General features: G+C 51.5%; 25 protein-coding genes. 7 read left to right on the forward strand and 18 right to left on the reverse strand.

What is annotated here, in order from left to right:
• The first annotated feature begins 78 nt into the window (after nt 1–78).
• From CHH75_RS12480 to CHH75_RS12490, 4 genes are all read left to right on the forward strand, one after another.
• A complete protein-coding gene (locus CHH75_RS12480; protein WP_095264255.1) occupies nt 79–501 on the forward strand; it encodes a VanZ family protein in 423 nt (140 codons plus the stop codon).
• Between the two features lie 139 nt (nt 502–640).
• The gene (locus CHH75_RS12485) at nt 641–2590 is read left to right on the forward strand and encodes an asparagine synthase-related protein (RefSeq protein WP_095398312.1); all 1950 of its coding nucleotides are present in this window, start codon (nt 641–643) and stop codon (nt 2588–2590) included.
• 62 nt (nt 2591–2652) lie between these two features.
• The gene (locus CHH75_RS24645) at nt 2653–2778 is read left to right on the forward strand and encodes a paeninodin family lasso peptide (RefSeq protein ID WP_141235837.1); all 126 of its coding nucleotides are present in this window, start codon (nt 2653–2655) and stop codon (nt 2776–2778) included.
• Nucleotides 2779–2880: 102 nt separating this feature from the next.
• Nucleotides 2881–3828, forward strand: coding sequence for a phosphoenolpyruvate carboxykinase (ATP) (locus CHH75_RS12490; protein ID WP_095398313.1), 948 nt, complete (start codon nt 2881–2883; stop codon nt 3826–3828).
• A gap of 105 nt (nt 3829–3933) precedes the next feature.
• Here CHH75_RS12490 and CHH75_RS12495 read toward each other — a convergent pair whose 3' ends face one another.
• The 3 genes from CHH75_RS12495 to CHH75_RS12505 form a co-directional block, all read right to left on the reverse strand.
• Nucleotides 3934–4389 carry an Hsp20/alpha crystallin family protein gene (locus CHH75_RS12495; RefSeq protein ID WP_095398314.1) on the reverse strand — a complete coding sequence of 152 codons (456 nt, stop codon included), beginning with the start codon at nt 4387–4389 and terminating at the stop codon, nt 3934–3936.
• A gap of 251 nt (nt 4390–4640) precedes the next feature.
• Nucleotides 4641–5606 (reverse strand): pectate lyase, encoded by a 966-nt coding sequence (gene pelA / locus CHH75_RS12500; RefSeq protein WP_095398315.1) that lies wholly within the window; start codon nt 5604–5606, stop codon nt 4641–4643.
• Nucleotides 5607–5899: 293 nt separating this feature from the next.
• Nucleotides 5900–7138, reverse strand: coding sequence for an RICIN domain-containing protein (locus tag CHH75_RS12505; RefSeq protein ID WP_095398316.1), 1239 nt, complete (start codon nt 7136–7138; stop codon nt 5900–5902).
• Nucleotides 7139–8104: 966 nt separating this feature from the next.
• Here CHH75_RS12505 and CHH75_RS12510 point away from each other — a divergent pair.
• Nucleotides 8105–8371: a hypothetical protein gene (locus tag CHH75_RS12510; RefSeq protein WP_095398317.1), complete on the forward strand. Its 267-nt coding sequence runs from the start codon at nt 8105–8107 to the stop codon at nt 8369–8371.
• A 56-nt stretch (nt 8372–8427) separates the two neighbouring features.
• Here CHH75_RS12510 and CHH75_RS12515 read toward each other — a convergent pair whose 3' ends face one another.
• On the reverse strand, nt 8428–9213 hold the full coding sequence (locus tag CHH75_RS12515; RefSeq protein ID WP_255223027.1) for a GNAT family N-acetyltransferase: 786 nt from the start codon (nt 9211–9213) through the stop codon (nt 8428–8430).
• An 86-nt stretch (nt 9214–9299) separates the two neighbouring features.
• Nucleotides 9300–9671, reverse strand: a complete 372-nt coding sequence (locus CHH75_RS12520) for a winged helix-turn-helix transcriptional regulator (protein WP_095264246.1) — start codon at nt 9669–9671, stop codon at nt 9300–9302.
• Nucleotides 9672–9814: 143 nt separating this feature from the next.
• Between CHH75_RS12520 and CHH75_RS12525 the strand changes: the two genes are divergently transcribed.
• A complete protein-coding gene (locus tag CHH75_RS12525; protein WP_095398319.1) occupies nt 9815–10873 on the forward strand; it encodes an LLM class flavin-dependent oxidoreductase in 1059 nt (352 codons plus the stop codon).
• 16 nt (nt 10874–10889) lie between these two features.
• Nucleotides 10890–11456, forward strand: coding sequence for an NADPH-dependent FMN reductase (locus CHH75_RS12530; RefSeq protein WP_095398320.1), 567 nt, complete (start codon nt 10890–10892; stop codon nt 11454–11456).
• Nucleotides 11457–11979: 523 nt separating this feature from the next.
• Here the strand turns inward: CHH75_RS12530 and CHH75_RS12535 are convergent.
• The 13 genes from CHH75_RS12535 to CHH75_RS12595 form a co-directional block, all read right to left on the reverse strand.
• Nucleotides 11980–12669, reverse strand: coding sequence for a class I SAM-dependent methyltransferase (locus CHH75_RS12535; protein WP_095398321.1), 690 nt, complete (start codon nt 12667–12669; stop codon nt 11980–11982).
• Nucleotides 12670–12672: 3 nt separating this feature from the next.
• On the reverse strand, nt 12673–13143 hold the full coding sequence (locus CHH75_RS12540; RefSeq protein WP_255223028.1) for a GNAT family N-acetyltransferase: 471 nt from the start codon (nt 13141–13143) through the stop codon (nt 12673–12675).
• A gap of 95 nt (nt 13144–13238) precedes the next feature.
• Nucleotides 13239–13763, reverse strand: a complete 525-nt coding sequence (locus CHH75_RS12545; protein ID WP_095398323.1) for a P-loop nucleotide/nucleoside kinase family protein — start codon at nt 13761–13763, stop codon at nt 13239–13241.
• 104 nt (nt 13764–13867) lie between these two features.
• Entirely contained in the window at nt 13868–14143 is a 276-nt protein-coding gene (locus CHH75_RS12550) for a hypothetical protein (RefSeq protein ID WP_141235838.1), read from the reverse strand.
• Nucleotides 14144–14165: 22 nt separating this feature from the next.
• Nucleotides 14166–14672, reverse strand: coding sequence for a DUF4275 family protein (locus CHH75_RS12555; RefSeq protein ID WP_095398325.1), 507 nt, complete (start codon nt 14670–14672; stop codon nt 14166–14168).
• A gap of 159 nt (nt 14673–14831) precedes the next feature.
• Nucleotides 14832–15479 carry a FusB/FusC family EF-G-binding protein gene (locus CHH75_RS12560; RefSeq protein WP_095398326.1) on the reverse strand — a complete coding sequence of 216 codons (648 nt, stop codon included), beginning with the start codon at nt 15477–15479 and terminating at the stop codon, nt 14832–14834.
• A gap of 302 nt (nt 15480–15781) precedes the next feature.
• Nucleotides 15782–16219 carry a hypothetical protein gene (locus CHH75_RS12565; protein ID WP_141235839.1) on the reverse strand — a complete coding sequence of 146 codons (438 nt, stop codon included), beginning with the start codon at nt 16217–16219 and terminating at the stop codon, nt 15782–15784.
• Between the two features lie 69 nt (nt 16220–16288).
• Complete coding sequence (locus CHH75_RS12570; protein ID WP_095398327.1) at nt 16289–17041, reverse strand: GNAT family N-acetyltransferase; 753 nt, start codon at nt 17039–17041, stop codon at nt 16289–16291.
• Nucleotides 17042–17190: 149 nt separating this feature from the next.
• Entirely contained in the window at nt 17191–17736 is a 546-nt protein-coding gene (locus CHH75_RS12575; RefSeq protein WP_095398341.1) for a nucleotidyltransferase family protein, read from the reverse strand.
• A gap of 170 nt (nt 17737–17906) precedes the next feature.
• A complete protein-coding gene (locus CHH75_RS12580; RefSeq protein WP_095398328.1) occupies nt 17907–19037 on the reverse strand; it encodes a glycoside hydrolase family 88 protein in 1131 nt (376 codons plus the stop codon).
• Between the two features lie 59 nt (nt 19038–19096).
• Entirely contained in the window at nt 19097–20926 is a 1830-nt protein-coding gene (locus CHH75_RS12585; protein ID WP_095264401.1) for a hypothetical protein, read from the reverse strand.
• 90 nt (nt 20927–21016) lie between these two features.
• The gene (locus CHH75_RS12590; RefSeq protein WP_176475549.1) at nt 21017–22948 is read right to left on the reverse strand and encodes a DUF2264 domain-containing protein; all 1932 of its coding nucleotides are present in this window, start codon (nt 22946–22948) and stop codon (nt 21017–21019) included.
• 45 nt (nt 22949–22993) lie between these two features.
• Nucleotides 22994–23833 carry a carbohydrate ABC transporter permease gene (locus CHH75_RS12595; protein ID WP_095398329.1) on the reverse strand — a complete coding sequence of 280 codons (840 nt, stop codon included), beginning with the start codon at nt 23831–23833 and terminating at the stop codon, nt 22994–22996.
• Between the last annotated feature and the right edge of the window lie 10 nt (nt 23834–23843).

The following is a 23843-nucleotide window of genomic DNA, read 5'->3' on the forward strand; positions in this document are numbered from 1 at the left end:
TGGATACATAATGTATCGAAAATCTTCTCATCGGTGAACATCTATATTATAGAAGCGTTTTCATAAAGGAGCCGTGCCATGCGAATGTTGTTAACTGTGATATGGGCTGCTGTCCTGCTCATATTTACCTGCTCCCTGAACTTTAACCTGCTCATCCGTTACCACATCATCAACTTCCGCTTTAATCCGTCTCCGGATTGGTCAGAGCTGCTCAGGCTGGATTTGTATTGGTCCGAGGTGGGATGGATCATACGCAAAATAGGACACTTCATCGGTTTCTTCATCCTTGCTCTCCTGGCATCCAACTTCGGCAAAATACGATCGGCCTTCCTGTGGTGCCTCGTCTACGCGGCCTTCACCGAGGTTCTCCAGCTCTTCTTCTTCCGCGGAGGACGAATATATGATGTGGTAAATGACGGACTGGGCATTCTGCTTGCATATCTATGCTGTGAACTGCTGTTCTCTGCAAAGGAAAAGGCGTCCATCCAGCCTAAGCAATAATGCCCATAACACTGTCACGAATACCTAAAACCAAAATTAGCTGTTGCTACATTACGTATACACATTATATAATTGGGTAGATACATTTTGTATCGAAGTAGATGAGACAGGAATGGAGTCCTAAACGGAGGAGCAGACAATGAGTGCAATTGCCGGTATTTATCGTGGCTGCAGGGAACCGATTCCTTCCGAGGATATTCATCGCATCATGGGCGCGCTGGGGAAGTACCCCGCTGATCGAACCGATGTATGGCATAAGGACCATATTATGCTGGGCAATCATGCGCAGTGGGTGACGGTCCAATCCCATCATGAACAACTCCCGTTCTATGACGCCCGTCGCGGCCTTGCGATTACCGCAGATGCCATTATTGACAATCGTGATGAGCTTATGGAGCTGCTGCAAGTCCCGCCCGGGAAGAGAGCTCACTTGACCGACAGCGAAATCATTCTGCTGGCGTATGAAGCGTGGGCAGAACGAACGCCGGAGCGGCTGGTTGGGGATTTTGCGTTTGTTATCTGGGACGAACAGCAACAGCTGCTGTTTGGAGCCAGAGATTTCTCGGGGGCCCGAACGTTGTATTACTATCATGATGCCGAGCAGATGGCCTTCAGCACGATGATAAGCCCGCTGCTCTCCCTTCCCTATATACATAGAAAGCTTAATGAATGTTGGCTGGCCGAGTTTCTGGCCATTAGCGGCGTGTTCGAACCGCCAGATCTTTCAAGGACGATCTATGGATCAATCTACCAGCTTCCGCCTTCCCATACGTTCAAGGTGCAGGACCGGAAACTGTCCATCCAACGTTACAATAGCCTGTCGGATATTCAGCCATTAAAGCTTGGCAGCACAGAAGAGTACGTTGAAGCCTTTCGGGAGGTGTTTCACACCGCTGTCACCTCCAGATTACGCCGGACCCGCCTGAATGTCGGCGCTCACCTTAGCGGCGGCCTGGACTCTGGCTCTGTTGTCAGCCTGGCAGCCCGGGCGCTGCAGAAGGAGAATCGGACATTGCATACCTACAGCTACGTTCCTGCAGATGGCTTTGTCGATTGGACGCCCAAGCGAAGACTCGCCGATGAGAGCCCGCTGATCAGGCAGACGGTTCAATATGTCGGAAATATTAACGACCAGTACTTGAGTTTTCACGACAAAAATCCCTTTACCGAAATCGACGACTGGCTGGATACGCTAGAGCATCCCTACAAGTTTTTCGACAACACATTCTGGCTGCGGGGAATTTACGAGCAGGCTCAGCTAGAGAAGGTCGGCATTCTGCTGAATGGAGCGCGAGGTAATTACAGCATATCCTGGGGCCCGGCGCTCGATTATTATGCCAGGCTGTTCAAGAAGCTCCGCTGGTTGCGGCTGTCGCGGGAGCTGGGTCAGTATGGGAGGAACGCAGATATCGGGCGCAGACGGCTGATCTCCGTTCTAGTTCGCAAAGCCATTCCTGCGCTGGATCGATGGAAACCCGCCGCTTCCCACCCGGCGATTCCGCAACTGATCAATCCCGATTTTGCCAGAAGAGCAGGAATTGAAGAGAAGCTTCAAGACCCTGCATTTACAGGCATCGGCTCCATGGCGGATCTCTCGCCAGACCCCCTTGAAGCCCGGCAGCAGCATTTCAACCGGGTAAATGTCTGGAGCACGACCGGGACAACCAACTGCAAGCTCTCTCTTCGCTACTCGGTATGGAGTCATGATCCGACCAATGACTTGCGAGTCATCCGCTTCTGTCTAGGCACACCGATCGAGCAATTCGTCAGCAACGGCATGGACCGGGCACTCATTCGTCGCTCGACTGAGGGCTTGCTTCCGGACTCGATACGCCTAAACCAGCGAACGAGAGGCATTCAGGCTGCCGATGCTGTGCAGCGCATGAACAAGGACTGGCCACAATTTCTGAATGAGCTTGATCACATCAGCAAGGATTCCCGTATGCAGCAATTCATCAACATGCCGGTGTTCCAATCGGCGCTCGACGAGGCTCGTCACGGGCTGGAACCGAACCAGGCCTACAGTCCGACGATAAAATTGCTCATGCGCAGCATCATCCTGCACCGATTTCTGAAGAAAAACTTTTGAATACAGATAGTCAGGCTCTGTGCCTTGTCTATAGATATATTCTAATAAGGAGGTGAAACCATATGAAAAAGGAATGGAGCACACCTACTTTGGAAGTACTGGACATGAAAATGACGATGGCTGGTCCCGGGAGCTCTCTTCCGGATGCCGTTCAGCCGGATCCGGATGAAGTGGTTCACTACAGCTAATTCACAAACATTATCCTCCAAAAAAAGAAAGCCCTTATACCACTCGGGGTATACGGGCTGACTTTTTTTATTCTCCACTATAAAACAAATGGAGTGAGTGCGATGTTCCCAGCCTTGAAGCAGCCGGTCTACCAGGCCTTCGGCTTAACGATACAAAGCGAGCTGCCCTTGCCTGAGCTGCAGCCATCTCCCCATAACCGTCCTGCCGATATAGCCGTTCTATATGCCGACCTTAGCGATATGTGGTCCGCTCATTCAGACGGCCGCAAGTCTTACCATTGCTCCCCGCATCGCATCGTGTTCCGGGTGCCCGGGCTTGCCGTCTTCGCGGTGGAAGATGGTACCTCCATCCGGATCTCCCCGGAGGAAGCCATTTACGAGGATCACGAGGATAAACTTCGCCTCTATGTCCTCGGAACCTGCATGGGAGCCGCACTGCTCCAGCGGAGAATCCTTCCCCTTCACGGTAGCGCGGTGGTTATCGGACAACAGGCGTATGCCTTTGTCGGCCATTCGGGTCATGGCAAATCCACACTGGCGTCAGCGCTGCTTCAGCGCGGCTGTCATCTGTTAAGCGATGACGTCATTGCCGTCAAGCTGGGGGATCAGGATAAACCGTATGCGATGCCAGCCTATCCGCAACAGAAATTGTGGCAGGAAAGCCTCGATGTCTTCGGGCTCAGCTCGGACGAGTACCGTCCTTTATTCGATCGTGAGACCAAATACGCCGTTCCGGTGGCGTCCCGCTTCACCAATGAAGCCCTGCCGCTGGCAGGTGTATTTGAACTTGTGAAGGCTCATGCTGGCGAGGTCAGCATTCGGCCGGTGAACAAGCTGGAGCGTCTTCCTCTCCTGCACCGCCATACTTATCGCAATATGTTTCTTGAGGGCAGCGGTTTGACGAAATGGCATTTTGATGCCACAGCCCGAATGGCCGCTCACCTCGACATGCATCAGCTTGTTCGCCCGGCAGAAGCCTTAACGGTCCAGCAACTGACTGAACTGGTGCTTCACACCGTTGGCGAAGCTTCGATGATGCTGGACAGATGATCCAGGATCAGACAGACCGGCCTGCCTGACCGGGCTCGAAGCGGCTCCCCCATAGACAAGTCCCGCTTCTTCAGCTCTGTCTGCCTCGAATGCTTGCCCCCCTGTTCATCGTGATCCATGGTCGTCGCGGATCTGAATACGCTTGGCGCGGGATTGTGCAAGCTTCGGCACCTCAAGCTGCAACACCCCGCGCTTCAGGGAGGCAGCAATTCCGTGTTCATCAATGCCCGGCATATACAATCTGCGCATATATTTTCCGAAGCGATGCTCTTTCCGGATGATATGATGCTTCGAGTCCTCCATAGTGGCTTCTTCACTTCGGACCGCTTGAATGACCAAATAAGGCGCTTCATATCGTATATCGATGTCCTCCTTCGGAAAGCCAGGCAGCTCCACAGCAATCCGGTATGCCTTCTCCGTCTCCTGGATGTCTGTCTTGAAGGACAGCGCCGCACCGTGAAATGAGGACAGCCAGTCCTGAGCGAGAACATCCTGAAACGATGGGATCATCCGATCGATGGATTCTTCTCCACGTTTACGAAACGGTGTCCACCCCAACATATTCCCTCTCCCCTTTATTTGACGTTATCTGACCTTTATAATCATCATATGCGGCAGATGGAGGATTGCCAAAAACGGCAGGAACGAAATTCACCTGAATTCAGGACACATCCGGCAATCATTCGAAAAAGAGCTCTCGCTGTTCCAGTTTGGGCAGTTTGTTACGACATGCTTGTCATGGAGAGGCAGTCGCATCCCAGCAGCAAAAGAGCACCGCAACAAGCGATGCCCTTACACTGTATCCTCAGATTCTAGAAAAGACTCGCTGGCCAATTGCCGTACCAGCTGTAGCCGGTTCTCCGTTCCTGCTCAATCTCACTGAGCCTGTACTTTACGATGCCGTCACGACCGACGAAGATAGGTCGGTTGGTTCCAATTTCATAGAACCTCGCCCAGATCGGCGTGGTTACACTCGGATCTTCAACCACGATGACATCATCATTGGTTTTCACTACACGAATCCCCGTGATCTTCACCGTCTGGAACCAGGCTTCGGCGGCTTGAATGGAGGCTCTGATCTGTGAGGTTTGAGGTCTTGTTTTCAGAAAACGTACAATGCCTGTGCTTTCACTTGCTGTAAGGGAAGGCACTTCATAGGAGCGCGCTCCCGCTGGCGCCAGACTTACAGAGTCATGCTGCTGTCCCCATGCAGTCAACCGGCCGCCTGCAACGACCTGGGTTCGTAATATACAATCTACTCCTCGAGTAACCGCTGCTCTACTCTGATCCGCCAAAGAAGTGTTCACAAAGGCGAAATCGCCCCTCCGATTGGCTACATCATCCAGCAGCATCATCACGTTAATCATCGCATTATCATTGTACGTAATATGGCGGTGATAGCCTGTGCCCTGATAAATTTGCGGCCAGCCGCCATTCGCATACTGCATATTCAAGAGGAAGTGGATCCCTCTTACCGCTGCGTCCGAATATCGGCTATCCCTCGTTTTGGTGTATTCTGCTGCCAATCTTCTGATTTCCGTATAGGTTGCTTTATTGTCTATTGTGGACTTTGCCCACTCTCCGCTCGTTACAGAATAATCCTTCCGCCAACCGCCGTCCGGCCTCTGATTCCTCAAAATTTGCTCGATGCTGGCCGTGGTCCCGTCACCATCCGCGGACACGGGCGACACCGGCGGCAGCAGAAGTCCAACCGCGGACAGCACCACAGTGAAGGCCAGAATCGCCGACACATACCTTGAGAGCGTTCGTTTCATCATCACATCTCCTCTGTAATGGAATACAACCCAGCGACACGTGCAGCTATAGGAAGCATCACCTCTTTCGGGAAATGGTAGGGGGATACACTAGTTGCTAGTAAAGGTAAGTAAAAGATATATCTATGATTGTAAGCGCTTACTATAAGTATAATTTAGATGTAATATTATGTCTATAGTATATTTATTTGTAAAATACTACTCTGCATCTGTCCATGCAAAAAAGAGAAACCCTTCAAACTTCCGGGTTTCTCTATCCACGGTGCAGTGACGTTCATCTTCCCAAGCAGCAAGTTTCAATTCAATCTCGTAAACTTCCACAGCTGGGCATCGGATCCGTTGTCCTCCCACTGCTGTACAGCTGCCCCATCAGCCCTGGAAGCCCCGGACACATCCATCACCAGTCCGCTCGCCTTGGACACCAGTTTGTAATATCCCCCGCCTACAGAGACGATTCGCCATCGCTGGGCATCGGTGCCATTATCGGTCCACTGCTGGAGCTGCACGCCACTATTCCTGCTGGAGCTGGGCACATCAACCACCTTCCCGCTGTGCATCGCTACCAGCTTGTAGTAGCCGTCTCCCGTACTCTCTAATCTGAAACGCTGGTTGTTGCTGTTGAAATTCGTCCACTGCTGCATCTTCGCCCCATCTGCTGTCGACACTTCAGCCACGTCCAGCACTTTGCCGCTGGCTTTGGACGCCAAAGTATACACGCCACCATTCACAATACTGGACAGGTTACTATCCTGGTAAACGCGTACGTAGTCTACCAGCATCTGAGCCGGGAATGGTGTCGATGCATTCGGGCTCCCTGGCCAATTGCCACCTACCGCCAAGTTCAGAATAATAAAAAATGGTCTTTGAAACTCTTCCGTGTTCCCAGTTCCATTCGCAATGTAGAACTCGTTATATTGGACCCCATCGACGAACCAGCGAATATAATTCGGGTCCCATTCCACACTGTAGGTATGATATTGCGAGAAATCCAGATTCCCCGATGTCCGTCCGTACTCTGCATGACCGTTCGCATCCCAATGGACCGTTCCGTTCACATGCGGATTATTGTTCACCCGCTCCATAATATCGATCTCACCACAGTACGGCCAGCCTACCGAGCTGAAATCCTCCCCAAGCATCCAGAATGCCGGCCACAGTCCCTGACCGGACGGCAGCTTAATTCTCGCTTCGATCTTGCCATACGTAAAGCTCTGCAGTCCTTGGGTTTTAATTCGTGCAGAGGTGTAATTCATCCCTCCGTATGACTCCCTTTGTGCTGTAATGATCAGATTGCCGCCGCTCACCTGCAGGTTCTGAGGGCGACTCGTATAATACTGCAGCTCGTTGTTGCCCCAGCCCCCACTGCCAGTTCCGATCTCGGCGGTCCAGTTGGCCGGGTTCAGCGAATTTCCGTTGAATTCGTCACTCCAGACCAAACTCCAGTTAGGTGCAGCATTGGCGTTTCCAGCAGGCACGAAAGCAAAGAGGAGTGTAAACATCAGAAATAGGCACAACGGTTTACCTCGTTTCAACATTTCAATCGCTCCTTTAATGAAATATTGCCTTGCAAATTCCCTACACACACTGCACCCTGAAGCTAATCGACACTTGGATGACTGTATCATCTTCTATTTCTATCATTTTATGTAATCTCATTATAAGATAGATAATAATGCGCTTACAACCTATTTTTGGAATTTAAAGCGGGGTAGTATCGCTAAACGGTCCACACCTGGAGCTGCCCTACATATCACAGCAAAAACCCGACCTTGGACAATCCAAAGACGGGTTCAGTAAGCAACGATTTCAATTAGCCTTGACTCACTTCACAATGCTAGAATCGAATATGTCTTATTTTCGTGATAAACCGATCGAGCTTCCTTCGAAATCGCCCACGAGGATCGGGCTGGATCTCAATCCCGCACGCCCCTGCAATCTGCTCAATAACCTGTTCCGGTGTTAAATCATCCGTATGAAGATGCATGCGAAACATGTCCTCAGATAGGCTGGATACACAGCGGTCAATTTGCTGGGCAGGCCATGACTGTGCATGGTCGCCTCTGCTCTTCAGCCGCTTCAGCAGCGTTTCCCGGCTTGCCCCCTGTGGGGTACAACGCTGGGCAAAGACCCCATGTTCACAACAAGTTTTTACCCGCAATATAGTTTAGAAATTTTTTTCAATAGCAGCCACAGGTCCAAGCATATTAAGCCTTTGACGTGTCTATTTAACCGACTTATTTTTAAACATTACATTCGTAATCGTGCCAAAAATAGAGATAATGACCGAAGCCACAACAGCCCCCATAATTGAATTTGTCCCCGCAATATTCAGAAGTGTTAAAATAAGGGAAACGGTAAAAAATATAATATAATCCAACATCCTAAACTTTTTCATACATTCCGACACTCCGTTTCTTCAAATAGCCAGAGGAAGCTATTTACATATAGTATCCAAATAGTAGGATATCCCTGTAATATCATACCATATTTAGGGAGTGGGAATGAAAAAAGCTTTTGTCCGCCTTTTGTTCATTGTTCTTGTCATTTCATTAATGTCAACGATACTCGCTGCAAAAGATAAAAAAGAAAACGCTATAGTAAAGAACAGAAACAGCCCGAGTTACACTTCCCAAAGGTTTGAATGTAGCGCCCTTGTAATCAAGCAGCATCTCAATAGCCGCCAGGAACTCAATATCGTTTATAACCCAGTAGGAAAACATATCGCTATCCGCGAACTTACTAACACTGCTGATTTCCTCATCAGTTAAGTTACTAACGAATTTAGCGAAGATATTACTACAACGTGACCTTTTAAATAAAGATTTCAATTGGACTCCGCTTCTGTCCATGTCGTCCTGACATAACCCAGCTTCATCCCGGCCCGCTCCATATTGCGTTGGCTTTGAGATAGGAAAGCACACTGGCCAACCACCAGCTCACAATTTTGCTGATACGCCCGCGCAATTCGGGTATTCAGCAGAAGCTGATGCAGGCCTTGTCCTCTGTACTCCGGCAAAGTCGCCGCAAAGGTCAATGAGCAGATGCCATCCCGGATATACATGACGGCCGCTGCCGCAGGCTGCCCGGAAACATAGGCGATGTAAAATTCCCAGCCCGGCCGCCGCCACAATACACGATTATTGCGAGCCACATGCGGAATCCCCTCTTCCGGCAGTCCTGTCCCGCGACAATGGATGGCCGCATAGGTCCTAAAGTCCCCCTCTTCGACCTTCCTAATCTCAATATGATCCGGCCTGCTCAGCAGTTCCTTAGAGGGGACACCATAGGTGGAGGCATGGAAGCCCGATGGGTACAATCCGCGGCGGGTTAACTCGGCCAACAGATGGCCATCCACTCTGGTCGGGACCATTTCAAATTGCATCTTCCGCCCCCGGCTTCTGTAGAAGGCTATGATCTCATCCAGATAAATCCGATCCTCAGATGTCATTCCTTTCACCGTGTTAAAAGAAGGCCAGGGCATCGTCCGGCTATATAAACACAGCGCTTGCCCGAAACGGACCATTTCAATCCCTTCCGGATTCCCTTCTCGCTCTTGAATCGCTAACATTCTGTCGCTCATATAATCTTTCTCTGACTGTTCAATCTGCATGATTAGTTCTGGAGAAGGCAGTCGCATATTCAACCTCATCACCTCATTATGTACGGATAGGTCGCCCTTTTCCTTGCAGACGATATCTACTTGCGCTCTTCTTGGGATCCCGCTTTATTCATCCCTTCCTGCTTCCGAATCTTGTGCACAATATGGTTCGTTCCCCATTCATGCATTGCTTCGAGAATCGGCTCCAGGCTTCTTCCATACGCCGTGATCGAATACTCGACCTTCGGCGGGACTTCCGGATACACGATACGCTCCACGATATCCTCCTCCTCTAATTCCCGCAGCTTTTGGGTAAGCATTTTCTGCGTGATCCCCGGCATACTCCGCTTCAGCTCGCTGAAGCGCTTCGTCCCTTGCTGAAGCAGATGCAATAGAATAATCGGCTTCCACTTCCCCACCAATATGTCCAAGGCGTCCTCAACACGACACAGATCAGGTTGCTTTTCCATAGGAAACCTCCTTGGTATCTTTTTAGATACTATACCACTTTTAAGTGTGTACTTACTATCAACAATAATGACTTATATAATAGCAGCATGAAGGGCATAGTCCCGTCAAGAATGAACACCATAAACCAAGAGGTGATGACATCATGGAACAATACCGTCTGGCCCCTCACAAGGGACTGGAGTTTGGCATATATACACTGGGCGACCATCTGCCCGATCCGAATACGGGAGAACGGATATCGACCCAGGCACGAATCCATCAGATTATTGAATACGCGAAGCTTGCAGAACAGGCAGGGCTGGATTTCTTTAGTGTGGGTGAAAGCCATCAGGATTATTTTGCGACCCAGGCTCACTCGGTAGTGCTGGCGGCGATCGCGCAGGCCACCCGGAAGATCAAAATTGCCAGCTCCTCCACCATTATCAGTACGTCAGATCCGGTTCGCGTCTATGAAGACTTTGCCACCATCGATCTGATCTCGGGGGGGCGCGCGGAAATCGTCGCAGGGCGTGCTTCGAGAATCGGCCTGTTCGAGCTTCTCGGTTACGATGTTCGGGACTATGAAGAATTGTTTGAGGAAAAATTCGAGCTACTGCTGCAAATCAACGAGCAGGAGATTGTGAATTGGAGCGGAGAGTATCGTGCCCCACTGCGCAATGCGAAGGTGCTACCACGACCGCAAGGCGGCTCGATGCCGATATGGCGGGCCGTCGGCGGCAGTCCTGCCAGTGCCATCAAAGCCGGGATGGCCGGCGTTCCGATGTTTATGGCGCATCTGGGCGGCCCCGTATCCGTCTTCAAGCAGACGATTGACGCTTACCGCCAAGCGGCCCGGCAGGCAGGACATGACCCAGCCCAGCTGCCGGTTGCCACCGCAGGCTTCTTCTATGCGGCAGATACATCGCAGCAAGCGCTGCAGGAGCTGTACCCCTATATCAACGAGGGCATGAAGAAAACGAACGGACAAGGCTTCTCCAAGCAGCTGTTTGCCCAGGGCATCGACACACGCAGCATTATGAATATCGGCAGTCCGCAACAAATCATCGAGAAAATATTGTACCAGCATGAAGTGTTCGGTCACCAGCGCTATATCGCCCAGATTGATTTTGGCGGCATGCCGTTTGATAAGCTGCAGCGAAATATCGAGTTAATCGGCACCGAAATTTTACCTGCCATTCGAAAATATACAGCTAAACCATGAATAGGAGGTCCGGCAGATGAACATTGTATTGTTATCCGGTTCCATCGTCGGTTCCAAGACGCGAACAGCCATGAATGAAGCCATGCAGGTCCTGGCCGACAAATATCCTGACGTAACCGCCACGATGATCGACCTTGCCGAATATGATGTGCAATTCAGTGACGGTCGAAACTATCTGGAGTATCCAGGGGACACCGGCTATGTGACAAGCGCGATTATGAACGCCGACGCACTGATGATCGGGACCCCCGTGTTTCAGGCATCCATTCCTGCTACATTGAAAAACATTTTTGATCTGCTTCCGCAGAACGCTTTGCTGGATAAAGTGGTCAGCATGATTGTGACCGCTGGGTCCCCCAAGCATTTTCTGATGCCGGAGCAGCAGCTGAAGCCGATTCTGGCTTATATGAAGGCCCATATCGTTCAGACTTATGTATTTATTGAGGAAAAGGATTTTATGCGCAAACAGATCGTCAACGATGATGTGAAATTCCGCATTGAGCGGCTGGTTGAGGATACCGTCACGCTGACCGAGACCCATGCGCAAATCCGGGAGACGAAGGAAGCTGCATACGATTTCTAGCAAGGACTGGCGTATATTCCCGCCTCGCCATACAAGAACCCGCTATGATCAGCCAAAGCGCTGCCATTAGCGGGTTCTTTCTTATTTCATACACTTATTCGAGGCACAGCTCCAAGTACCATGTGTAAGCACCCATACCCGGAGCTTCGGCGGCTGCGTAGGCGATATCGATCTGTCTCCTGTCCAGAGTCACATCTTGTATGAGATGAATCGTCAACAATAGATCGTCCATGAAGCTAATAGCCGACGCTCGGCATCGATATTACGACGCTCAGCCGTCAAATCCAGCCCTTAATCAAACTGAAGCTAGTACAAAAAACACCGATACCTCGGATCGAAGAGTAGACATTTTATCGCTGACCCGCAGAAGGAAAATTCGTAGCAACAACCATTGATCATTAATGAACACATATGGAGATGAGGTCATTTCTTACATGAGTGAGTTCGACTGAGAAATGGTGATGTGTTCTATTAATGCATGCTGATCGATGTTATGATCATGGAGAATTTATTGTAGTGCCGCTCACAAGTGCTTCCACCACACCCCCGCACACTCTGGCACGGTTGACCATTGATTGACCGTAATCTGATGTGCGATACTTTCACCGAAGAAAAAGGCCATGTTCTCCTTCGTCTCCTCCACGTCCCGGAATGTATAATCCGTGCGTATCCATGTATGTTGAAATCCGTAGTCCTTTTCAAGAGAACTGTAGTATAGCTTCAAAATTTCTGGGGGATCTGGAGTTATCGTCCCCGTACCCAGCGTCTCGAAAATGACGATCGTTCCATGCACCCTGACGACACGGTATAATTCTGACATTATACGTTCAAGATTGCTTCTCCATTCCGGGTTGCCCGAGTTTGTTAAATAACTGATGCTCCAACCGGAAACCGCTAAATCTACGGATTCGTCCGGAATAGGAAGCTGACGGTGATCAGCCACAACAGTCTGCCAGTGACGAGCCGTTCCCTGCTGAATGAACTTACGCTCTAATAAGTCCAGCATCGAAGAAGAACGGTCCGTACACACCAATGAACGGGCCTTCTGGGCAAGAATCATCGCCAACCTCCCAGACCCTGCCCCCAGATCAAGTACATCCAGATCGTGAAAACCTTTGATCTCACTTATCACTTCGGTCAAATCAGGCTGCCGGCTAATCATCAAATCATAAGCAACCGCTTGGTTTGCATAGATCTCTTCATGTGTTGTCATCCGTTATCGCCCTGTAAAATGCATCGCTACAAACTCCATATCGCGCTCGCCGACTTTGCTGCTGAACTTTTTGCCTTTCACAAATCCCGACCGTTCATAAACGGCTATCGCTCTCTTGTTAAACAGAGCGACGACCAGCTGGAGCCGCTTAGGCTCAAACCGTTCCTTCAGGAAGGCGATTCCCTCCAGCAGAAAGTCCCGTCCCTTCCCCCTCCCTGTGACATCGGGTCTTAACCCCAGCCCCATATCCATAACATCGGCATCATCATAGAGGCCGGCCTGAACCCCGCCGGGAACCCGGGCTGAATTGCCCTTGCATATAAATCCTGCCAGAGCATTCTGCATATCCAAAGCGTAGAAATAATCTCCATTCATCAGTTCAGCGATATCTTCATCACTGTGCTCCATACTGTATAACGAGTAAGGCTCCGGGTATTTCCAAGTCGAGATTTCGGCTGCATATTCCTCAGTCATTGGGTGGAATCGATATTCTGTCATGGTTATCCTCATTCCTATTATAATTCTTATAACACGCTTAACCTATCAACCAGCTCGTGAGTGAACGCATGCTATTCCCGGATATAATCCAACACATCTTGGATATAACTGTCGAGTGGCTGGGAAGAATCCACTACCAAGCTTTTGATATGGGATGGAGGCCGCTTGCTGTCCTGAATGGCAGCTATAAAATCGGCTTCCGCCGTCTCCGCGATTTGACTGATCATCCGCTGGCGGGTCCGCAATCGGCGGTTGATTTCGTTGAAATCATGAAATAGACACTCCACATATTTATATGTAGCTCCATACTTTTCCGCTAGATTCATGCCATTCTCAATCATCTCGGAATATAAACATGGACTATCAAAAATCACATCATACCCTTGTGATAAATAAAACTCAACCAATGCCCAATCCACCGTATATGAGAGCCTGCCGAGTGTCCTCAATTCGATTCTTTCGCCCTCTGATGCCTTTAATAGTGCGGTTTTGGAAACATCATGATCAATAATGAGCGCCCCCGTCATGGCGGCGATTCGTCTGCTCAGCGTCGATTTCCCGGAACCGGGGAAACCCGACATTTGAAGAAAATACATGAAAGCACCCCGCTTTATATGTTCGCTCCCATCGTTTTACATAGTGAAGAAAGTTTGCCTTGATCAGAAGCATGAGCAGCGTGAATGCCTTGTTGAACATCCCGCTAGCCTACATCAAGAAATCCGACCTGTCCCTCATGCCCTCTCATCTCATAACCATTCGATGTAAACGTTCCTGTCAGCGCCCAGTCGATGTGTGGAATCATGTCCTTAGACCATGGGAGCTGCGCGAATTCATCGAACTCTGCAACTAATGCTTCCTCTTCCACCAGAACAACCCGCTCGCGATCCCCGGCAGCCTCACCACCCAGTCCCGAGCATCCGGTCGCTACTACGATAACCAGAACAAAGAGTAGGTATCGCTTGCTTCCTTTCATCATAACCCCTCCGCTCTACACCATTTTATTTCGAGGTTGCAAAATAGGGCCCGCACATAGCTTCATGCGTGTGTACATAGGTCCAGCTAAATTCCCTGTCAAAAACATAGATATCCTGCTGTGCATCAAAATCCGTGGATACCAGATCCTTCGCATGCTCATATAGGAATACATCAGGCCCGTGCTGATACATCACATACAAGTCACCTTTCACCATCTGATCGAAGGCTGCTCTGGCCTCCTCAGCCTGGAGACAGTCGGCCTGTTCATAGCTGAACAGATGCCACTTGTATTGGTCATAGTGGATGGCTTCCTTGATCTCGTCCGGAACATGATGAGCAAATGCTTTGTCCCAACATGCTTTGATATGTTCTCTATCCTCGTACAGCGGAGAGATGACCACACCTTTATCCTGTAAGGTTCTGTTGAAGGCATAATGTTCATGAAAAATCCGAATAGACCAATACAGCTTCTGCAGCTCCTCATCCGGCAGTTCATCCAATATCTCATTGATGGCATCCCTTATCTTCATAATAAGCTCCTCCTGCAGTGACGTTCTCGCTATAGCTCCTGACCGTGACCTTCGTTTCTTTTCGTTTCCATATGATACCATTTAATGGATCTGTAAAGGTATCAAAAACGTTATAAAAAGACTGCCATAAAAATGGCAGTCTCGTTCTTATCTATGATGTTATTTCCTCGCATGAAGAATAAACTTCTCAAGCTGTTCGGTATCGGTAATGCTCTGATTGCAAGCCTGGTTATCCATGCATACGTACTGACCGATCGCGGAGATATTATCCGGCGAAGGGTGGGACGGCTTGGTTCTGACCGAGAAGAACGCCAGTTCCTGATGCCGATTGCAGAACATGCAGTAGCCTTTCTTGTTGGTCGGCGTAATTCTCCCCTCAATGCCCACAAACTGGCCTTCTAGCGGATAGACAATAAACAACCTGCTCGTGGCAATATCCACCCAGCTCAGATACGTGATATAACGGAAATCTACCGATGGGAGATCCGGTATTTTCAGCTTCTTGCTCTTGGGGAACAGCTTCTGGATCTGCTTCTCCGTAATCGCCGGGAAAGGCTCCAAATACCGTTCAAACCCGCTCAGATAGCTCTGGAAATCATAGGCCGTCTCGCAGGCCAATATGGATTCCAGCATCCGTCTCTGCTCCTCGGTGACAGCAGGAAAAGCCGCCATAATGTTCGTCACGGCACTGTATCTTACCGTCTCCAACACTCCCCGATCCGCAACAGATCGCAATGTCTTCAGGAGGAACTCGGATTGTTTCTTAATGACGTTGTACTGATGGTTTCTAATAAATGGTGTGCTCATCGCTTTTTACGCCCCTTATTATGATTTTAAAAAATTCAATAAGGCGCAAAGCCAATCATTAGAAACGATAATATGAAGTTTGGGCGATCGAATTTCATCCTAACCGCACCTCACGCAAAGTATCGCCCCAAATCAGGCTTTGCATGAGGACTTCCTAGCAAATGAGCAAGTTAACACTGCCACAAAACCTACCCCCAATCCTATCTCATACGCAAAAGTATAGCAGCAGGAAACAAGGGAGGCAATTTGATTGACTTCTTTTGATTTCTTTCGAGCAGTGCATCGCCTTAAACGAAAGGCAGCTACCTTCCAGAAAATGAAGTTTGAGAGATCCGCTCACCCTCAAGATCAAATCTGTGCAATCTATCGCCAGACACATCATGATAATACCAGTGAATAGGGGTGTCATCCGTTAACCCCGGGTTGAGATTATTCAGGTCCATACGCTCTATATCCGACACCAAGCCTTCTCGTACAAGAACTTCTGCAATTTGCTCATAGGTTAAACGCCCTTCCATTCCCAGCGGAATCTCGGTCCATTCAGCAGAGGGAGAGATGACCACGATATACTGCTGGCCATTAAGCTCGGAACATAAGCAGAGCCAGGGCCGCTCTTGGTGTTCAAAGTTCTGGCTTTGATTCAGCTTTAATGGTTGATAGGCACGCTCCTCCAGCAGTTCCTCCACCTGTTCGACGGAAATGCCTTTACCGCTTTGGCATCCCATAATGGCAAACAACATGGTGAGTAACAATACGACCCTTTTCACACATTCCATAGATTCACCTTAGTTTCGGGAATATCTCCAGCCCTACGCTTGGTCCAGGAGCTTATACAGCTCCCTTTTCGTCACAGGATGGTAGGTTAGCAGCTTTCCGTTATAAATCACATTGAACGACCCGTAAGCCGATACAGCGTGCTGCGCGTCCGCCGAGCTTTCCATCTCCATCACCTGGATCGGTATATTTCGTTCTTGGGCAACCTCCACGATGGTTGTCACCGCATCCTGAATGTAAGGGCATTGGTCCGATTTCAGAATGGTCAAGCCTTCACGATAACCGGCAGCCCTCTCCTCCCATCCATGAACCAACCGGGGCACAGGAGAATCGTCAAATCGCCTTGCAAGCAGCTCGAAGCCAGACGGAGTCTGATCGACCAGCTCGAACCCTTGTTTAGTAAAAAAGCTTTTGTCAGCCAACCAGGTCTGACTGCTTGTCATGATGGAAACTCCTGATTTACGGCTGCGCCTGGCGTCTTCCATGCAATCATTCAGCAGCTGCTTGCCGTATCCTTTGCCTTTGCCCCGGCCTACAATCCACAGACAGTGGATAAACAAATAATTCTTCCCGGTAACCCCACGCCAGGCAAACTCAATGGGGGTGTACTCCATAAAACCCCGAGGATAACCATCTTCCTCGATGATCTTCAGCTTCAACCCTTCCTCAAATCGGCGAAGCAGCCACTCCTGCTTTCGTTGATAGCCCTCCGTTTTCGGTTTGCTTCGCATGCAGAAAAAACCCTTGTCCTGGATATTATCCGCCGTTACCTCGACAATTTCGATCAACCCGGCTCCTCCTCGATCCGTTGGTTATGATATAGACACCCGTTTGCTATAGCTCTTTGATCATATGGATATCATAGGGCTCCTTTTGAAAAGCTCCTCATCTACCTCCTCTGCAATGGCGCTCCCCATATGCTGATAGAAAAATACCGCTAATCCGCAATCAAGGTCAGCTGAGGCCACAGCTCCAGCCATCCCTTCTTCTGTACGCGATTCAAGAATACATCCCTCTTCTTGAACAGCGGGCTTTGTCTCACCTTCAATTCAAAAAGATCATCCACCCCATACGGCGCAACCAGAACCAGATGATCACGCTCGTCCAGGCGAACCCCAACCGCTGTGGCCGTTTCCGGCCAATGCGCCAGCGCATTCGCAGTATCGGCATACGGCGAGTCTCCATTGTTCACATGCATTCTGGCTTGATTTTTAACCGACCACTTCCCGTTTCCGGTCACTTCGCGCAAATGCCGTTCAAGCAAGCGATCTCTGTCTTCGGACAGATTCTGGCGATCATAATAGACGACATCAATATCGCTGTGGTTATCCCGGACGTCGTAACCGTGTAATCGGTCCCACACGTAGTTGCGGATATATCCTGCGGCGATGCACCAGTCCGGCAGCTCCAGCGCTCTGACCCGCTTCAGGTCTGATATCAGCGATGCATGCTCTGACAGGCAGGCTTGCAATCGATCCTCCATCCGCTGCAAAAAGGCACCTCCATTCCGTGAAGCTCTTCTCGTTAACGCTATTGTATCACTTAGTTGATGTCCTCCTCCTTAGTGAGCCTGACGGTTGTGTGAATACTGCCAGATTATCCCGTCCAGGCCAGAAGATTGGTCATCCATCCAGGTATCCCTGGTAAAGCTTGTTACTCCCAGTAGAACGGACCATACCCTTTCAATCGCGCCAGACCCTCTACAAAGTAGAAATCGCCGTAAATCAGCGGAACGTCTATATTGGTGCCCTGCGGGTAATTGCTGGTGCCGGACAGGATCAGCCCCTCCTCATCCGGACGATCCCAGGCGCCGTAATTTTCGTATAGCGACTTCAGGATTCGCACAGCACCTGCTCGGTAAGCTTCGGCATCTCCGCCTTCACTTTTATCCGCGAGAAGAAGCAGACCGCTTGCGGCACATGACCCAGCCGAGGTGTCCCGCAAGCTGCGCAGCTCCTCCGGAGCACGAAAATCCCAAGCCGGCACCTGGTCCTCCGGCAGCCTGCTGAGGAAGAAGTTCGCCACCCGTGTGGCTGCTTGGTAATATTCGTCCTTGCCGGTATGGTGATAAGCCAGCGTCAAACCATAGATCGCCCATGCCGCTCCCCGCGACCAAGCTGACTCTGGCGCATAGCCTTGTCCTCCTACCGCCTTCCGTCTTTCTCCCGTATGGGGATCAAAAATCACGATATGATATACGGAACCATCCGCACGGATAAAATGCTTCAGCACCGTATCCAGATGTGCCTCGGCAATATGCGCATACCGCGGATCACCGCTGATGCGCGATGCCCAGAACAGCAGCGGCATGTTCATACAGCAGTCGATAATCGCCCATCCCTCGTTGCGTTCGCCTTCCGACCATGGATTCCAGGCCCGGATGTATTGCCCTTTGACATTGAAGCGGGCGGCTAAATAGTTCGCTGCTTTTAAGCCCCTGATCCGTGAAGCCTCACTGCCGGTCAACTTGTAATTAGCCACGCTCGTCAACGTCCACATAAACCCGATATCATGGTCCAGCCGCACATATCCGTCCAGCACTTCGTCCAGCTTCGCCTCACACGCTTCGGCCAGTGCTCTCAGCTCTTCCTTCCCGCTCTGGGCATATAACAGCCACAGCTGCCCCGGCCAGAAACCGGCGGTCCACCAAGCCGGCTCCGCCAGCTGGTATACACCGTCCTGACTGGCATGCGGAAACCCCGAACCGATCCTAGTCGTATTGCGCAGCGTCTTGTCGAGCGACCTCTGCCACGCTTCATCCACCCACGCATTCACCATTTCCATCCCTCTCCCTTCTCATTTGCCGTATCCCCTGCGTCACTAAGCGTCAGCCTGTTGCTTGTTTAGCGTCTTACAAACTGAAATATAAAGTCCAATTCCACATGCCGCTCTGGCCGAAGCACATGAAAATCCAGCGTATACCATACCTCGTCCTCCCCATCATGATTGCGCCAGATTCGTTCGGTCACCTCCAGCCGCAGCAGCTCCCGGTCATAGGCGAGCTTCAATGCAAGCGTCCCGCGGTCCAGCAGCAGCTGCCCTTCGTCATCCTCCGCTTGCTCCGGTCGAATCAGCGTCACGAATCGCTCCAGCAGCGCGTCCGGTCTGTCAGTCAGCACAAATACATCCTTTAATTCCAGGCACGGAAGCTCATGCTTATGCCACCGCCAGGTGCGCCGCAAGCTCTGAAGCGAAGGGCATTCATAGGCGGCGGCCAGCTCAATCGTAAGCCGAGCCTCCTGACCGCTGATCGCCTGCTCCACGACAGATGCCTTCCGCTGCCTTCCCGCAGCTTGCAGACAGCCGTTCACGATCGGAACCGAATGCCCCTGAGCACCATTGCAATCGTAGAGATAACGGCCAGCACCGAAGTAATCCTTCGTATATTCTCCACAGCCCAGATCCGATAGATAAAACTCCCCGTCTCCTGCGAGCATAAACTGCCCGAGATCCAGATGGTTATGCGGCTCGTCATTATGACCGCCCTTGGCAGCGAAGCCGAAGATTCCGGCGCTCGATACCGTGCGGGAGATCAGCCAGCCGGCATCCTCCAGCATGTAGTCTCCGGGAGGCCAATCCGGTACGTTGCTGGCCTGCTCCCGCCACAGCAAATTGCGAAGGGCCGTTGCCCACCTGCTGCAATGATCCTTCCGGTAGTCTGCTCGAAGCGCGGACGGTGGCGACTGCACGCTGTCATAACGGCCGGCAAGATAACGGGACAGCCCAAGCTGCACCTGCTCATGTGGGAATGAATCCGAGAAATTGACGACGGCGTTTCCGCCCAGGAAACACTTCTGCTGGAACCCCGCAATCGCCTCAACCTTCTCGAGGCTGAACCAGTCCAGCTCCCCTTGAGTACGCTTGAACAGCAGATCCGCGTAATACACAAAATAACCGAACCCGTAATTCCAATAGCCAAGCCCCTCCAGGCATCCCCCGTCTTCCCCGAAGCCCTTCAGGTAACAGGCCATACTGCGCTCGGTTTTCTCCAGAATCCGGACCAGCAGGTCCTGCTCCCGCTCTTCTTGCAGCAGCAACAGGGAAGCAGCGCCAATGGATCCCGCGCATACTGCCGCCCAGTTATGCTCAGCTTCCTCCCATTCATACGGGCCCTTCTCAAGGAATGGCAGAAGCAGCCTGCGGTGCACCAGCTCCAGGATGTGCGCCTTCAGCATCTTCGGCAGCCGATCCCCGAGCAGCAGCGTAAGCTCAGCGAGTGTAAACCCGGTCTCCGCCGAGAAAAGATCTATCGTATCCGCAACCGGACGCCGCTCGCCAACATGCGCAGGCAGACACCAGGTCAGTTCACTGCAAATCGCCCAAACCGCATTCAGCAGCTCCTCCACATAATCCTCGCGTTCCGGCTCCAGCAGACCTAACAGCGCAAAAGTGTTCAGCCGCCGTCTCCGCTCAAAATAAACCCGCTCATATTCCAGTCTCGAACCCTGCTTCGCATACAAGGAGAACAAGGCATAGGTTAGCTCCGGGACCGCTTGCCCCAGAAGGCGCTTGCCTTCCGCCTTGATTTCGGCTACATCAGCAGCGTACGCCTTGCTTTCCCTAACCCTTTGCCAGAATGCCGGTCCATCCCCGTCAGGGTAATAGAAATGCAGCCCTGGAGGTACCATCCTCTCAACCACATCCGATAGTTGGCGCTGCCCGATTCTGTTCATATTCGGATTGTCCATGACGATTCCTTTCCTCATCTAAATCTAGGGAAGCTGAGTCGATAACAAAGCGAGATCACGATCATCGTCGTGCTTTTAGAATTGCTGCCGATCTAGCGGCAGCCTAAGCTTGATCTTCTTGTCCCGCCCGCTATAAACGATCATATCATCCTGACCGATTTCCACCTTCAGCCCAATCTGCGGCAAATCGTCCAGCCCATCTTCAGTCAGAACGAATGGCTGCTTGGCACAAGCGCGGCCGCTTTCTGTCTTATCCATCACCGGATCGCCGTATATAGCAGAGGCCAGCCAGTGAACGCCGGGCTGAAGCGAAGCGGTCAGCGTCGGAATCACGGTGCGCGGCCGCAGCACGTTGGTATTCGCATTCGGCCAGATGAGGCGGGCCCCGTCATAGCCAAGCAGGCTCCTCACCCTGCTGATGCCCCAGGCACTCCCTGCCCAGGCTTCGTCATCCCCGACGCGCTGAAGGGGCGGTTGCTCAATACCCAGCGCAAATCCTCCCTCGGCTGCATCCAGCACCCGCTGGGTCGCGATCCGATGAATCCGGATGTGCCACGGCAGCCCTGCGATGAGCCATGTGCTGACCTCTACATCGGACCATGGCTTCCACACGGCATGGAGCAGATCTTCCTCGATCAAAGTGCTCCTATTATGTCGTCTCACCCGGTACAGATTGTCCCCGCCCTCGCTCAGGGCAAGCATGGAGTCAAAGGCCCCCTGGGACAACCCCCACTCGGAGCGCGGCACGCTGAACCCGAACCCCGTCGAATACACAAACTTCTCATACTTGGCCGACGTATGCGTATGTTCATTCGTCCCGGCATGCCCGCTGTTGAACGCCGCCACATGCCCCGATGCCGGATCCCGCACCAATACCAGATGAGCGGGCTTCTGAACGTCCACGGCAGCCATCTCTGGTAAAGGCTGCTCCTCCGAGATCCAGAACGAGTGGTCAGCAGGCAAAGCCAGCGGCAGAAACGCCTTGAGCGCCCAGTAAGGAGAGCCTGGCGAATTGTAGTTCTCCGCCATCACCAAATTCGGGTAGGCGTATCCGATGGACAAGAGCCCTCCGGAATCCACAATCGGCTGGCTGAACCACCAGCGCAAATGGCGGAGGAGCAGCCCTTTTAACACGCCCGGTGCCACTCCATCCGTATCCGCAAAAGCCATCGCCCCCCAGAACGCCGCTTGTGAGAAGCGGTACGTCAGGCTGCGTCCATAAGGAAGCGCCGCGCCGTTCGGGGAGAACCAGGCCATGAAATGCGGAGCAAAGGCATTCGCCCGCTCCCGGTACAGCGCCGCGCGCTCCGGATCCTCCCCGGACATGAGCTTGGAATAAAGCAGACCATAGTAATGAAAGGCAAACGGCACGTAATAATCGCTATGCCCCTCCGGCCCGTCACTGTACCAACCGTCCCCCAGATAAAAAGTGTCAAGCCGCTCCAAATTCCGCTGCAGCTGCGCTTTATCATAGGGAAGACCGGCTTTGTGGAATCCGATGTTCACCAGTACCTGAAAGAACAGCCAGTTGCAGTCATGACAAGGATGCGCATTGATTTGATGAAGCCAGGTGTACAGGTTATGCCGCGCCTTCTCCCCAAGCGGCTTCCAGATTCGATCCGGAATCAGGGCCAGCGCATAACCGAACACCGCCATTTCCACCAACCGCTGGTCATAGTCCGAAACAACGCCCCAGTACTCCTCGTGCTCAGGGTCCGTACCGTTGGCAATGCCTTCAAGTACATGCTCCCACAACTCACTCTCTCCCCCGCCGGCGAGCAAAGGCACCAGTCCCCACAGCACCCGAGAGAACGCTTCCATTTCAGCGATGACGGATGGATAGCTCGCTCCGGAGTGGCCCAGCGCAAGCCGGGCCTTCCCCTGACTGTAGTACGGCTCCAAAGGTGCAAGCAGCTGCTGAAGCAGGGCTTCCATGTCCTCGCGGGACCGAAGCGGATTCGCCGCCAGCGCTGCACGGATATCCTTATCCCCCGTATTGCATGCCATCTTGGCCACTTCCCTTCATTAGAATCTGATCCTAATAGCCTGCCACTATCCTTTAATGCCGGTGGAAGCCACGCCTTGCACGAAGTTTTTCTGCAGCACCAGGAACACAATCAGCACCGGTATGATCGATATGACGCTGGCCGCCATGATCAGCCCATATTCCGCTGAATATTGCGAGATGAACATTCGCAGGCCGATCTGGATCGTTTTGAGCTCGGTTTTCGTCAGATAAATCATCGGTCCCAGAAAGTCGTTCCAGGTGGAAACGAAGGTGAAAATAGTCAGCGTGGACAACGCCGGCTTGGACAGGGGCACCATAATCCGCGCCCAGATGCCGTACTCGCTCAGCCCGTCAATGCGGGCTGCCTCGCACAGCTCATCCGGAATGCTCTGGTAGAACTGCCGCATCAGAAATACGCCAAAAGCCGAAAACGCCTGCAGTAAAATAATCGCCAGGTGCGTATTGTTCAGCCCCATGGAACGCATCATGATAAACTGCGGCACCATGTACGCCTGCCAAGGAATCGCAATGGTCGCGATATAACCAAGGAACAGCGCATGCTTGCCTGTAAAATTCAGCTTCGAGAACGCATAGGCGGCAAAGCTCGAGGTCAGAATCTGAAGCGCGGTCACGATCACCGACAACTTGGCCGTATTGTAAATAAAGGTTCCCAGCGGAATGCGCGTCCAAATCTCCTTATAGTTGCTCCAACGCGGAGATTCCGGGATCCACTGCATCGGAAAGGTGAACACGTCCTTGTTCAGCTTGAGCGAAGAGGAAAGCATCCACGAATAGGGAACAAGCATACATAGGACAACAACAAACAATATCAAATAGGCCAGCACCTTGACCCCGATTTTAACCCTTTTGTTAGTTCCTACCATATCTGTTAAT

Source organism: Paenibacillus sp. 7541 (assembly GCF_002276395.1).
GTDB classification, from domain to species: domain Bacteria; phylum Bacillota; class Bacilli; order Paenibacillales; family Paenibacillaceae; genus Paenibacillus_AQ; species Paenibacillus_AQ campinasensis.

Excerpts from the sequence above, each read along its gene's own strand:
- CHH75_RS24645 (WP_141235837.1), top strand. The coding sequence starts at position 2,653 with ATGAAAAAGGAATGGAGCACACCTACTTTGGAAGTACTGGACATGAAA.
- CHH75_RS12505 (WP_095398316.1), bottom strand. The coding sequence starts at position 7,138 with ATGTTGAAACGAGGTAAACCGTTGTGCCTATTTCTGATGTTTACACTC.
- CHH75_RS12525 (WP_095398319.1), top strand. The coding sequence starts at position 9,815 with ATGGAACAATACCGTCTGGCCCCTCACAAGGGACTGGAGTTTGGCATA.
- CHH75_RS12490 (WP_095398313.1), top strand. The coding sequence starts at position 2,881 with ATGTTCCCAGCCTTGAAGCAGCCGGTCTACCAGGCCTTCGGCTTAACG.
- CHH75_RS12515 (WP_255223027.1), bottom strand. The coding sequence starts at position 9,213 with ATGCAGATTGAACAGTCAGAGAAAGATTATATGAGCGACAGAATGTTA.
- CHH75_RS12540 (WP_255223028.1), bottom strand. The coding sequence starts at position 13,143 with ATGACTGAGGAATATGCAGCCGAAATCTCGACTTGGAAATACCCGGAG.
- CHH75_RS12575 (WP_095398341.1), bottom strand. The coding sequence starts at position 17,736 with ATGGAGGATCGATTGCAAGCCTGCCTGTCAGAGCATGCATCGCTGATA.
- CHH75_RS12590 (WP_176475549.1), bottom strand. The coding sequence starts at position 22,948 with ATGGCATGCAATACGGGGGATAAGGATATCCGTGCAGCGCTGGCGGCG.
- CHH75_RS12550 (WP_141235838.1), bottom strand. The coding sequence starts at position 14,143 with ATGATGAAAGGAAGCAAGCGATACCTACTCTTTGTTCTGGTTATCGTA.
- CHH75_RS12545 (WP_095398323.1), bottom strand. The coding sequence starts at position 13,763 with ATGTATTTTCTTCAAATGTCGGGTTTCCCCGGTTCCGGGAAATCGACG.
- pelA (WP_095398315.1), bottom strand. The coding sequence starts at position 5,606 with ATGATGAAACGAACGCTCTCAAGGTATGTGTCGGCGATTCTGGCCTTC.
- CHH75_RS12595 (WP_095398329.1), bottom strand. The coding sequence starts at position 23,833 with ATGGTAGGAACTAACAAAAGGGTTAAAATCGGGGTCAAGGTGCTGGCC.
- CHH75_RS12535 (WP_095398321.1), bottom strand. The coding sequence starts at position 12,669 with ATGACAACACATGAAGAGATCTATGCAAACCAAGCGGTTGCTTATGAT.
- CHH75_RS12560 (WP_095398326.1), bottom strand. The coding sequence starts at position 15,479 with ATGAGCACACCATTTATTAGAAACCATCAGTACAACGTCATTAAGAAA.
- CHH75_RS12580 (WP_095398328.1), bottom strand. The coding sequence starts at position 19,037 with ATGGAAATGGTGAATGCGTGGGTGGATGAAGCGTGGCAGAGGTCGCTC.
- CHH75_RS12510 (WP_095398317.1), top strand. The coding sequence starts at position 8,105 with ATGAAAAAAGCTTTTGTCCGCCTTTTGTTCATTGTTCTTGTCATTTCA.
- CHH75_RS12480 (WP_095264255.1), top strand. The coding sequence starts at position 79 with ATGCGAATGTTGTTAACTGTGATATGGGCTGCTGTCCTGCTCATATTT.
- CHH75_RS12555 (WP_095398325.1), bottom strand. The coding sequence starts at position 14,672 with ATGAAGATAAGGGATGCCATCAATGAGATATTGGATGAACTGCCGGAT.
- CHH75_RS12520 (WP_095264246.1), bottom strand. The coding sequence starts at position 9,671 with ATGGAAAAGCAACCTGATCTGTGTCGTGTTGAGGACGCCTTGGACATA.
- CHH75_RS12565 (WP_141235839.1), bottom strand. The coding sequence starts at position 16,219 with ATGTTGTTTGCCATTATGGGATGCCAAAGCGGTAAAGGCATTTCCGTC.
- CHH75_RS12585 (WP_095264401.1), bottom strand. The coding sequence starts at position 20,926 with ATGAACAGAATCGGGCAGCGCCAACTATCGGATGTGGTTGAGAGGATG.
- CHH75_RS12495 (WP_095398314.1), bottom strand. The coding sequence starts at position 4,389 with ATGTTGGGGTGGACACCGTTTCGTAAACGTGGAGAAGAATCCATCGAT.
- CHH75_RS12530 (WP_095398320.1), top strand. The coding sequence starts at position 10,890 with ATGAACATTGTATTGTTATCCGGTTCCATCGTCGGTTCCAAGACGCGA.
- CHH75_RS12485 (WP_095398312.1), top strand. The coding sequence starts at position 641 with ATGAGTGCAATTGCCGGTATTTATCGTGGCTGCAGGGAACCGATTCCT.